The sequence below is a fragment of the Streptomyces sp. M2CJ-2 genome (assembly GCF_016757295.1).
In the GTDB taxonomy this organism is placed as follows: domain Bacteria; phylum Actinomycetota; class Actinomycetes; order Streptomycetales; family Streptomycetaceae; genus Streptomyces.
Genome location: NZ_JAESIF010000115.1, coordinates 1 through 11247, shown reverse-complemented (window position 1 = coordinate 11247; position 11247 = coordinate 1). Strand labels below are relative to the sequence as shown.

7 protein-coding genes and 4 pseudogenes are annotated in these 11247 nt (G+C 69.2%); 3 read left to right on the top strand and 8 right to left on the bottom strand.

Annotation, left to right across the window (positions count from 1 at the left end; genetic code table 11):
- Positions 1–342: 342 nt before the first annotated feature.
- Positions 343–1173, top strand: coding sequence for an IS5 family transposase (locus JL475_RS36440; RefSeq protein ID WP_202282478.1), 831 nt, complete (start codon positions 343–345; stop codon positions 1171–1173).
- Here the strand turns inward: JL475_RS36440 and JL475_RS36435 are convergent.
- From JL475_RS36435 to JL475_RS36410, 5 genes and pseudogenes are all read right to left on the bottom strand, one after another.
- A complete protein-coding gene (locus tag JL475_RS36435) occupies positions 1091–1588 on the bottom strand; it encodes a hypothetical protein (RefSeq protein WP_202282477.1) in 498 nt (165 codons plus the stop codon). The genes JL475_RS36440 and JL475_RS36435 overlap by 83 nt on opposite strands.
- A gap of 111 nt (positions 1589–1699) precedes the next feature.
- Positions 1700–2392, bottom strand: a pseudogene (locus tag JL475_RS36430) (NAD(P)/FAD-dependent oxidoreductase); the annotation flags it as partial.
- 409 nt (positions 2393–2801) lie between these two features.
- Complete coding sequence (locus JL475_RS41600) at positions 2802–5315, bottom strand: lysylphosphatidylglycerol synthase transmembrane domain-containing protein (protein WP_202282476.1); 2514 nt, start codon at positions 5313–5315, stop codon at positions 2802–2804.
- Positions 5316–5719: 404 nt separating this feature from the next.
- Positions 5720–6190: a DUF1003 domain-containing protein gene (locus JL475_RS36415; RefSeq protein WP_202282475.1), complete on the bottom strand. Its 471-nt coding sequence runs from the start codon at positions 6188–6190 to the stop codon at positions 5720–5722.
- A 437-nt stretch (positions 6191–6627) separates the two neighbouring features.
- A complete protein-coding gene (locus tag JL475_RS36410) occupies positions 6628–6771 on the bottom strand; it encodes a hypothetical protein (RefSeq protein WP_202282474.1) in 144 nt (47 codons plus the stop codon).
- 104 nt (positions 6772–6875) lie between these two features.
- Here JL475_RS36410 and JL475_RS36405 point away from each other — a divergent pair, with 104 nt between their 5' ends.
- Positions 6876–7298, top strand: a complete 423-nt coding sequence (locus JL475_RS36405) for a hypothetical protein (protein WP_202282473.1) — start codon at positions 6876–6878, stop codon at positions 7296–7298.
- A gap of 216 nt (positions 7299–7514) precedes the next feature.
- On the opposite strand, the pseudogene JL475_RS36400 reads toward JL475_RS36405, so the two are convergent.
- Positions 7515–8188, bottom strand: a pseudogene (locus tag JL475_RS36400) (IS3 family transposase); the annotation flags it as partial.
- A 325-nt stretch (positions 8189–8513) separates the two neighbouring features.
- Between JL475_RS36400 and JL475_RS36395 the strand changes: the two are divergent.
- Positions 8514–9308, top strand: a complete 795-nt coding sequence (locus JL475_RS36395; RefSeq protein ID WP_202282471.1) for an SDR family NAD(P)-dependent oxidoreductase — start codon at positions 8514–8516, stop codon at positions 9306–9308.
- 13 nt (positions 9309–9321) lie between these two features.
- Here JL475_RS36395 and JL475_RS36390 read toward each other — a convergent pair.
- Positions 9322–9816: pseudogene (locus tag JL475_RS36390) on the bottom strand (RNA-guided endonuclease InsQ/TnpB family protein); the annotation flags it as partial.
- A 31-nt stretch (positions 9817–9847) separates the two neighbouring features.
- A pseudogene (locus JL475_RS36385) lies at positions 9848–10934 on the bottom strand (integrase core domain-containing protein).
- Between the last annotated feature and the right edge of the window lie 313 nt (positions 10935–11247).

Here is an 11247-nt window from a genome sequence, read left to right as displayed (position 1 = left end):
CTGTCCGGCAAATGCCCAGGTGAGTGACGGTGTCCTACCCGGTGTTCGAGCCCGGACCATAAAGAACAAGCTGAGAGGGCTTCTCGAAACCGGGCGTGGGGCTGGGGGTTCCGTACGGGTGTGCCGTTCGGGTGATCGTGGCCGTGCGGGGGCATGAAGGCAGGGCCTCTCGGTAGTGCAGAGGGTGTCTACGCCACTGCTCACCGGGAGGCCCTGTTGCCGCAGTTGTATCGGCCCGCTGGGAAAGAGTCCATCCCGGACACGCGGGTGTGCGACTGTTTTGCCCACACGCATGGGAACGCCGCGGACAATCCGTCCGGCGGGCACCGCTATCCCACCGACATGACGGACACGGAGTGGACCACGGTCCGCGCAATGATCCCGGTGCCGGCGTGGGCCGAGGGCCGGGGCGGCCGGCCGGAGGAGTACTGCCACCGCGACATACTCGACGCGATCCGGTACGTGGTGGACAACGGCGTGAAGTGGCCCGCGCTGCCTGCCGACTACCCGCCGTGGAAGGCGGTGCACCGGTTCTTCACCCGCTGGCGCAAGCAGGGGCTGATCGATGAGTTCCACGACCGGCTCCGCGCCGCGACCCGTCACGCGGAGGGCCGGGACGCGGAGCCGACGGCCGGGGCGATCGACTCGCAGTCCGCCAGGGGCACGTCCACGGTCGCAGCCGCGACCAGCGGCTATGACGGCGGGAAGAAGATCAAGGGCCGCAAGCGGCACATCGTGGTGGACACCCTCGGCCTGGTCCTGGCGGTCATGGTCACCCCCGCCTCGACGAGAGACCGGGACGCCGCTCAGGACCTCCTCACCCGGGCCACCTCACGGCATCACCGGCTCCGGCGCGTGTGGGCGGACAGCGGATACACCGGCATGCTGGTGGGCTGGTGCGCCAGGGCCCTGAACCTGATGCTGACCGTCATCCGCCGCAGCGACGGCCAGAAAGGCTTCACCGTGCTGCCCAAACGGTGGATCGTCGAGCGGACCTTCGCCTGGCTCACCCGCTCCCGCCGCCTCGCCCGCGACTACGAGCGGCTGCCCGCCTCGTCGGAGGCGATGATCCTGTGGTCGATGACCATGGTCATGACCCGCCGTCTCGGCCGCCGCAGGCGAACCGGCCCGGCACCGGCTCGTGCGCCCATCCCCGCACCACGAGCCGCTTGAGCTTGCACCGCACCCCCTCGATCTTCGCCGGAACCACCTCCAGCCCCAACAAGGCCGTGATCTCACGGCAGTTCAGCGGCTGACCGCCGGTGGCGCGGCGTTCGGCCAGCAGACCCATGACCTGCCGATACTCCGCCGCCAGCACCTCGGCCGACAGCCCCTCCCGCCAGAGGGGAACCACCGACCCGGGCCTGGCCGCCGACGGCGCCGCGGCCTCGCTCTCCTCCGACGTCCTGGCCGGCTCACCGTCCTGGCCCGCGGTTTCGCCCCCGTTCCACACCTCGCCGACCCGCCTGCGGGCGATCAGCCACTCGTCCCACTCCGACTGCGCCGCCTCCAGCTCGGCCTGCAACTCCTCCACCCGCTTGCGGGCCGCCCGCTCCCGCTCCTCCAGCCGCCCCAGCACCGACGCCATCACGCACCTCCAGCACGCCACCATCACGGACGCACCGGACCTACCTCACCCACCCCCGCACCATGCCTGACCAGCACAAACCCAGCCCCCACACTCGGTTTCGAGAAGCCCTCTAAGCCGTCCGGCGTAGTCGCCCTCCAGGGCAGTGACGCTGATGCCGCAGCGCAGGTCGACTCCGTGCCTGCGCTGCAGCCGGTCCGCGACCGCGCCGATCACTCCGCCAAGTGCGCCCACCAGCGGTGCCGGGCCACGTTCGGCGACCGTGACCTCAAGGCCCAGCTCCCGGCAGGCGGAGGCGACCTCGCAGCCCGTGAAACCGGCGCCGATCACCAGCACCCGGGACGTGCCGCCAGCCAGCTTCCGGTACAGGCGCGCGGAGTCGTCACGGGTACGCAGCATGAACACCCCGTCCAGCGCTGCCTGTTCCGGGTGGAACCAGGGCCGCGCTCTGGTCCCGGTGGTGATCAGCAGGCGGTCGTAGGCAACGGTGTCGCCGTTCGCCAGGCGTACCCGCTTGGCGTTCCGGTCCAGGTCCTCGGCGGCGACACCCAGATGCCATTCGGCATCGATGTCGCGCCGCCGCGGCAGCGCGGTGTCCTCGGCCCGCGCCCACCCGAGCAACACCTGCTTGGACAGCGGCGGCCGGTCATAGGGTTCGTATGGCTCGTCGCCGATCATGGTCAGCGATCCGGTGAAGCCCTTGGCGCGCAAGGTCTCCGCCGCGCGCAGCCCCGCCAGCGAAGCACCTACGACAACGATGCGGCCCTCCCGCCGCAGGACCTCGACGTCCGTTTCAGCCGACATGGGGCTCCGCCCCCTTCGTCGGCTCATCGGAGAAGTCGACAAGGATGGCCTGGACCGGGCACGCGGCCGCAGCCTGTTCCACCCGGTCACGCTGCGCCTCGTCGAAGCGAGGAGAGAACAGCAGCGCCTGCCGTGCAGGGCGAACACGTCCGGAGCGAGAAAGGCGCACTGCGCGAATCCCTGGCACCGGTTGAGATCGACGACAAGCCTCATCTGGAACCCCGTCCTGCCAGGGCCACGATGACCGCAGGCTCCGCAGCCCCTCTGCGCTCGGTCCGCTCGAATGGTCGGCATGCCTCTTCTCAAGGATCAGCTTGGCGGGAGGGCCTCGCAACGAGAGAGCAGCGCAGCCGGCGGCCCACCGAATGCCCGCCCCGGCTCGGGTCCGAAGGCGGCAACGGCAGCGGCGTCAGACGTGGCCCTTGCGCTGCACGACGCCCAGGGCTAGGGCGCCCAGCGGGGCGCTCAGCCAGAACGTGAGCAGCCGGTAGACGAGCACGGCCGAGGTAGCTACGCCGGCCGCCACGCCGAGCGCGGTCAGACCGGCGATGAGGCCGGCTTCGAGGGCGCCCAGTCCGCCGGGGACGGGAGCCGCGTTGGCGACGAGGCGTGCCGCCATGTAGGCGGCACCGACCTGTGCGAAGGGAAGATCGCCGCCGAACGCGCGCACGCTCAGCGCGAGCCCTACGACCTGGATGAGGGGCAAACCGAGCGCGCCGGTGACGAGGAGGGCCAGCTTGGCAGGGTTGGACGCGATCCCGGTCACGGTCGACGCGGCCGCGCGCAGGAACGGCCATACCTTCTCGCGCAGGAAGCGCCGACCGGGTGGGGTGACACCGAGCAGACCTCCGGCCGCGAGGACCAGGGCGATGGCCGGCAGCGCATACCGGCCTGGGGGCAAGTGCAGGTGCACTCCGGCATGGTGCCGGCCGGCCCAGGCGAAGAACACGGCGGCGAGCACGGCGTTGGAGACGGCGCCGGCCACGCTCTGAAGCCCGACGGAGGCCGTCGCGGCCCCGGTCTCGATCCCCGTCTTCTGCAGGTAGCGCAGATTGAGCGCCATGCCGCCGACGTTGCTCGGGGTGATCCGGTTCAGGAACGAACTGGCGAACTGCACCTCGTATGTGGGGCCGAACGGCAGCCTGGCCGGAATGGTGCCCATTTGCAGGCAGGTCGAGAACGCCTGGGAGATGAAGGTGACGGGCAGTACGGCGAGCACCCACCACCAGTTGGCGTCGCGCAACGCGGTGACCACCGCCGGGGCGTTCGCGAACTGCGGCAGCACCAGGTGGAGGGCAAGGAACGCGCCGACCAGGCCGAGGACGCTCTTCCAGGTGAAGCGCGCGAGGGACGCGAGGGGAACCGGCTCGGCACCGGTCGCCGCCACGACCTCGGCGGAGAGGTCGCGTAGCAGGCTCGGCCGGTCGCCGGGGCGCAGCGTGCGCCGCTTGGCACCCGCCCCCGCCGTCCGCGCACGGGCCTGGTCGTACCGTGCGACCTCGCGCCGCGCGGGGCCGAGCAGCGCGAGCGGCTGCAGGTAGGGCAGGGCGGTCGCCAGCAGCCCCGGGCCGAGGCCGGCCAGCGCGCACTGGGTGGCGCGGTGCGCCCCGACGTGTGTCGCGGTGGCGGCCAGCAACTCGGCGATGTCGCTGCCGAGCGCGTCGGGCGCGGCGCCCAGCCGGGCGCGCGCGAACGCGGTGAGCCGGGATGCACCGTCCGGCTCAACGAGGATGTGCTCCGGGCGCAACGCCCGGTGAGCCAGTCGGTGCTCCTGGAGGCGAGCCACGGATGTCCACAACCCGGTGAGCACTTGGTCGGTCATTTCCTCGCCCCGGAACGCGGACAGCGGACGGGCAGCGCGTTCGACCGTCACCAGAAGTGCGCTGCCCCCGGCCACCGGGTACGCGATCACGGGCTCGACCACCCGGGCGCCGGTACGGTTCGCGAACACGAGCATGAGGAGCTCGTGCTCGACCGCGGCGAGCGGGGACTGGGCGGCCGTATCGGCGGGGTGGCGCAGCATCGTCAGCCGGGCGAGCCGGTGGAAAAGATCGCGGTTGCGGTCCTCGGGGCCGAGTGCCCGTACCGCGAGCCACACACCGGCGGTGGTCTCGAGGCTGTAGCGGATCCCCTCGCCGGGACGCCGCTCGAGTGAGGGCGTCTCACGCAGAGCGGCGAGCGGGATCCCGCACGCGACGAGCGCGTCGGCGACCGCCTGCGGGGTTGGCCGATCCGCCGGGCCTCCGGCCAGCAGCAGCACAGCCGATCCGGCCACGCCTCCCACGGCGAGTGCGGCGGCCGCCTCCAGCGGCACGATGGCGGCGGCCGCCGCGCTCAGCCCGGCGCATACGACGGTCAGTGTCCAAAAGGTCCGTCGCCATCGCGTGTCCAGCCAGGGGCCTGCCGCGACAACCGCCGCCGCGCAGGCGGCTAGGTACACCGCCGACGGCCAGCCGACGTGCACCAGCACGCCCCGCCCCATCAGCACCTGCGGCCACAGGCCCGGTCTGCTGCGCGTCAGGGCCAGGTGGGTGACCGACCATGCGACCAGCGCGCCCAGCGCCGCCGCGGGCACGACCCGCAGGAGCGCGTCGCCCCGCCGCCGAGCTACCAGTACGCCGAGGGCCACCACCGGCGCGAGCACAGCGATTACCTGCACCGTCCCGACGAGACCGTCGCGCAGGCCCGGCGGGAGCGCGGTCGCCGCGTCCAGCAGCCCTTGCTGAACCCTCCGGGCCGACGCGCGCATCACGACGGCCGACAGCACCGTCACCACCAGTGCAGCGCCGGACACCAGCAACCGCGACAGATCGGCCGCCCGGCGCACGTCGCGCGGCGGCGGCGCGTCGATCACCGGCGCTGCCGCGGCCTTCGATCCCCCGACGGCAACGGAGGGCGGGATGATGCCGGGGCGTTCACTCACGGCCGGCTGCCCAAGCGGATCCGGCCTTGGTCATGTCGGCTCCTCGTCGATGGGCCGAGGCCCGGGCTCGCCATGATTCTCCAGAAGCACACGAGCCCTCGCCGGTAGTGAAGACCGGCGTCTGCGCTCGTCCTCGTACATGCCTACCCCGAAGCCATACGACTCGGGCCTGCTCCTCCCGGACCCGTCTCGTGGCGCCATGTTCCGCGGACGGGGGACGGGGAGAAGAACACGAAGCTATCCATGCCGTGACAGAACGCGTGCTGCTGCCAGTCCCAGTAGGCGATGAGCGGACGGTGTCGGTGGATCATGGCGCTTCCTCCCGGAGACAGAGCGGTCCGGTGCAGGACATCGTCGCCGTCGGGCGGGCACCGCAGCTTCAGCCGACCGACTGATGTGGGCACTCATTCGGAGGACTGCGCGGCGCCGTTCATCCGGGCGCGGTTCTCCGCGATCAGTTGCTGCACTTGTCGTTCGACCTCATCGGAGTCGACACCCAGGGCACGGCCTATGTGCGTCGACCACACCTCCGAGCGGAGATTGGTCTCGAAGTCGAGGTCGGCGCGGACGTTCTCACGGGCTGCCTGACGGTTCTGGCTCACCATCACGAAGGTGGACAGGAAGATCGCCTCCAGGCTGACGATCATGGTGAGCAGTCCGAAGGGATACGGGTCCCAGACCGCCCAGTGACCGATCAACCCCAGGTTGCAAAGGATCCAGACCGCAAACCAGGCCGCGTGCAGGTAGACGAACTGCATGGTTCCGGCGAAGGCGGTGATCGCGTCCGCGATCCGGTCCTGAGACCCGCGCATCCGGGCGAAGACAGCCTGCTCGTGCCGCAGCCGGAGGTCTGGCCCGTGTGTCGCAGATCCCATGACCACTCCCTGACCGCCCCCACCGGAGGACACCGTCAGCGTACGTGCCGGGACGGGTCCCGCTCTTCCGTCATTCGACCGCGTCCGAGACCGGTCCGCAAACCTACGCCACCCTTTGAATCGTGTGACGCAAACGCCCGGGCGGCTCGCTCCGGCACGGTGGACGCAGCGCCGCTTTTGGCCCTGTCGCCGACAAGAGTGCCGGAGAGCGCACGATGTGGGTGCTCAGCAGCCTGGCGTCGCTCCTCCTTGACCGTCGTGCTCGCCATGCGTCCCGACCTCGGCGACGGCGGCCTCATCATGCTGGGGCAGGGTGTAGGTCAGGTGCGGCATAGCGGCATCAGGCGCCTTCGTTAGGTGATCACGGAATCAGGCCACAGCCGTGCGGGACGAGGTGTCGAACTGCGCGATGCAGGGGTCGAAATGGCCACCGAAGATCAGTTCGATCCGCTTGGCTGGAGCGCCTTCTCGTACGCGGCGAGGGCAAGGTCGGTGACGGTGGCGGTGTTGCCGGTTACGACCACCATGAGCAGCGGGGTGGGCGAGACACGCGCGATCCAGGTGCCGGGCTGAACGTTCACGTGTACGCCGACACCAGGGAGCGCGCGCACGCAAGCGACCCCCCGCCGGGTGTGTTCGAATTGATGAAGGCCGCTTTTCATGAGACATCGGAAAGGCAGGACCCATGACGACGTCGTCGGACCGGATCGCGGAACTTACGGACAGGGCGAAGCACGCACAGCAGCAGGTGCAGAATGCGCTCGCTCAAGACCAGCAGCAACTGTCGGCTGCGGTCGACCAAGCGATGCAGGAAGCAGCGCAGCGGGCGGAGCAGCTCCAGCGTGAGGCGGCCCAGAAGAAGGCCGCGGCTTCCGCGTCGATGGAGGAAGCAAGTAACAAGTGGCAGGAGCATGTGGCGTCGGTCAAGAGTCGTGTTCAGGACCGGAAGGCCGAGCGTGACGCGAACCGCGCCGAGCGGAACGCGGAGGATGCGGAGTTCTACGCGGTAGATGCGATCGACTTCGCCATTGCCGCGATTCAGGAGGCGGAGTCCGCCTCGCTGGATGCGTTGCTGGCCCGTGCGGAGGCCGACGCCCTGGCGAGGTAGGGGTAACGGACTGCCGGTGCGGGAAGGGACTTTCGCTGAGTGAGGGCGAGGGTCGCTGCGCGATGCGGGCGAGGGGAGGATGGTTGCCCGTCCTCGTTCGAGGGTCGTCCTTCGTTCTTGCCCGCTGTGCGCTTTGGACCTGGCGGTTTCGTGCTCTGGGCGGATCGGTCGCTGTGGTTCCGGCTGAGGTGACCCCCGGAGTGTGGACACAGGGGTTCATGCTGCGAGTGTGAGTCTACGTTCTCTCTGGTGCTGCTGTTCGAACTCAACAGGCGAGAGGTAGCTGAGGACGCTGTGGCGTCGGCGGGCGTTAGAGTACATCAGCCGCCGGAAGATCTCCAGTCTCGCCTGGCGCATCGTCGAGAAAAGCCTCTGGTGCATCGTTTCTCTCTTGAGGCCCTGCCAGAAACTCTTGGCGAGGGCGTTGAGTCGTAGCTCGAGCCGACTCGGCCCATGCTCCTATGGATCTTGAAACCATCGCAGACCTGCGCGAACGCAGCCGAGGTGTGCTGCGAGCCACGGTCCGCGTAGAAGATCACCCCGTCCATACTGCCTCCGCGGGTCGCCACCGCCATTTTCAGGGCATTGATGACCAGTTCGACGCGCATGTGCGGGGCCATCGACCAGCTGAGCACCCGGCGCGAGCAGACGTCCAGGACACTGGCGAGATACAGCCACGTCCCGCCGACCTGCACGTATGTGATGTCGCCGCACCACTTCTCGTCCAACCGCCCGGCATGGAAGTTGCGGTTCACCAGGTCTGGGGCGAGCGGCGCGAGCCGGTCGGGCACGGTGGTGCGCTTGCATCGCCGCAGGTGGCGGCCCTCGATCCCGTGCTTGCGCATCAGGCGTTCGACGCGCTTGCGGTTAACGGTCTGCCCACGTCTCAGCGAACAAGAACCCGAGGACTCCACCTACCGCCCGCGACAGCCCGCAGCCTTCCAGCAGTACCTCGATGCCCGCGGGCTACCCGCCCCCTGTGGTGGCGCCAAGGCAAATGACCTTGGAACCTCAAGATCCCCCGACAGAATCGCTCACTGAACGTGTTCGGAAAGACTCGTCTAGTGCGCGTCTAGTGCTGGACAACGAACAGCAACCCGGCGAAGCCGTGCCCCGGCGCGGGCCGGGATACGACGCCCAGTCGGCCTGGGCTGGCGGCGCTGGTCACCCCGTACCCTCGATGTTAGGGGGTGACCACCCTAAAAAAGGACCGCCATGGACCTCCACCTCAAGGACAAGGTCGCCGTCGTCACCGGAGCAAGCAAGGGCATCGGCCTCGCCATCGCCGGTGCATTCGCGCGTGAAGGCGTACACGTGGTCACCGGCAGCAGGAGCATCACTCCCGAGCTTGAGGGGCTCCACGAGAAGTATGGCGTCACTGCAGTCACGGTCGACCTGTCCACAGCAGACGGACCGGGCGCATTCGTCGGGCCCGCGGTGGACCAGTACGGCAGGGTCGACGTCCTGGTCAACAATTTGGGTGCCGCGACGCCCCGTCCGAGCTTCCTGGACATCGATGACGCCGAGTGGCAGCGGATCTTCAACATGACTCTGTTCAGCGCGGTCCGGACCAGCCGCGCGGCGCTTCCTCACCTGCTGGACGCGGACGGGGGTTCCATCATCAACATCAGCTCCATCAACGCGCGCCTGCCATTCCCTGCGGTCGTGGACTACTCCGCGGCCAAGGCCGGGCTGACCAGCCTGACCAAGTCACTGTCCGAGGAATTCGCACCGCAAGGCGTCCGGGTCAACGCGATCGCTCCGGGACCAGTCCGCACTCCCTTCTGGACCGCTCCAGGTGGCTTCGCCGACGCCACGGCGGCCCAGAGCGGCACCACCGCGCAGGAAGCGATGGACGTAGTCGTGCCACAGAGCATGGGTATCTCCACCGGGCGGGTCACCGAAGCCCACGAAGTCGCCGATCTGGCTCTCTTCCTCGCCTCGCCCCTTGCCGGCAACATCACAGGAGCCGAGTTCACCATCGACGGCGGCCAGGTCAAGACGTTTTGACGTGCTCTCTGGCCTAGAGTCCAGGGATTCCGGCCTGGGTCGGCTGACCCTTCCGGGGGCTTCCTGCTTCACCGCGCTGCGCGGGCACGTGTGCCCGTCTTACCGGCGCTCCACAGGCGTTTGGTGTCTCCGCCCGTCCGGCGGCGACGATCCGGCGTCCCTCGACCAGGTCGTTGCGGGCCGCGTTGTGGTCGCGGTCGTGCACGGTGTGGCACACCCCGCACGTCCACTCCCGCACGTGCAGGGGTTTGGGGCCGTCCAGGAATCCGCAGGCCGAGCAGACCTGGGAGGACGGGAAGGCGCGGTCCACCCTGGCGAAGGTGCGGCCGTGCCGGGCCGCCTTGTACCGCAGCATGCCGACGAACGCGGACCAGCCCGCGTCGTGCACCGACTTGGCCAGCCGGGTACGGCCGAGACCGGACACCGCGAGGTTCTCCACGTACACCGCTTGGTTGTCGCGGATGATCCGTGTGGAGGCCTGGTGGTGGAAGTCCCGGCGCCGGTCGGCCTGCGGGTGCCGAATATTACGTCCTCGCAGGTCAAGCGACATGTGTGTACCCGTGGAGGATGCCGTCGAGTCGGTCTCGTCGGCGGATGTCGAGGTGGTCGAGCCGGGTGGGGTCGGTGATGGGTTCGGGGGCCGGCCGAAGCGGCGCTGCGCCGTGCAGGGCGCGGTGCGGCCGATGCCCGTTGTAGAACGACTCGAACTCGCCGAGCGCGGGGAGCAAGTGGGACAGGTTCCAGATCAAGGTGCGGTCGAGGAGCTCGTGCCGACAGGTGTGCACCCAGCGTTCCATGATCGAGTTCATGCGGGGAACGCGGATACCGGTGGTGACTATCTCGAAGCCCTCGGCCTCGAAGACGGCGTCGAATGCGCGGGTGTACTTGCTGTCGCGGTCCCGGATCAGGCGCGTGACGGTGGCCCCCGCGTCCTGAAGATCCATCACGAGATTCCGGGCGGCCCGGGTGACCCAGGCCGCGGTGGGATGGGCCGTCGCACCAAGGATGCGGATGCGGCGGTCGGCGTGCTCGATGACGGCGAAGACGTACACAGTCGCGCCGCTCAGGGTGGTGGCGGTGAAGAAGTCGCAGGCCAGGATCGCGTGGGCCCGGCCGCGCAGGAAGGCAGCCCAGGTCTGGCGGTCGCGCTCGGGTGCGGGCTGGATCCCATGCGTGCGCAGAATCTCCCACACGGTCGAGGGCGCGACCGTGATGCCCAGCACGGCGAGCTCGCCGTGGATCCGTCTGTAGCCCCACCCGCCGCTCTATCCAGGCGCAGGACGAGAGCCTGGATAGAGCGGCGGGTGGGCGGTCTGCCGGGACGCTTACGTCGGGAGACATCGGCGTGGCGACGGCGCATGAGGTCGCGGTGCCACCGGAGGATCGTCGCAGGGGAGACGATCAGGTGGAGCTGCCGCGGCCGGGCGCGAGGCAACCGGTGGAGGAGTGCGGCAAGGAGAGCACGGTCCGCCGGGGTGGCCCGGGGCCTGTCGATCTGCCGCTGCAGGACTGCCAGTTGGTGGCGCAGCGTCAGTATCTCGATGTCCTTGTCGATATCGCTCATCGGCAGCAGCCGGATGACGGCGAACACGCTCGACAGGCGAGGTAGGGCAGTCGCAGCAGCACGATTGGTCGGCCTGACACACCCGTCCTGCGGTCAACGGCGGTTCACGAGAATCTGCACGTCGCAGGCCATGGACGGGGTTTTCGGCACCCGCAGGCCGGCGTCGGACCTGTGTTCTTGACTGTCAGAGGGAGCAACTTCTTGCCGGTCGGGCCGATTTGTATGGCCGGAAGGTGAGCCGCCAGGCGTTCGCCACGCTGGGCCCAGGAGTTCATGTCGTGGACGGTGATGGGGTCAGTTCTAGGGCCTGTTCGGGATCGTGATCATGTGGCGGGGGCAAGGCTGCGCAGCCAGATGATGGCGCCGCGCAGCTGA

Coding starts and splice junctions, on each gene's coding strand:
- JL475_RS36440 (WP_202282478.1), top strand. CDS start 343: ATGACGGACACGGAGTGGACCACGGTCCGCGCAATGATCCCGGTGCCG.
- JL475_RS36435 (WP_202282477.1), bottom strand. CDS start 1,588: ATGGCGTCGGTGCTGGGGCGGCTGGAGGAGCGGGAGCGGGCGGCCCGC.
- JL475_RS36415 (WP_202282475.1), bottom strand. CDS start 6,190: ATGGGATCTGCGACACACGGGCCAGACCTCCGGCTGCGGCACGAGCAG.
- JL475_RS36405 (WP_202282473.1), top strand. CDS start 6,876: ATGACGACGTCGTCGGACCGGATCGCGGAACTTACGGACAGGGCGAAG.
- JL475_RS36395 (WP_202282471.1), top strand. CDS start 8,514: ATGGACCTCCACCTCAAGGACAAGGTCGCCGTCGTCACCGGAGCAAGC.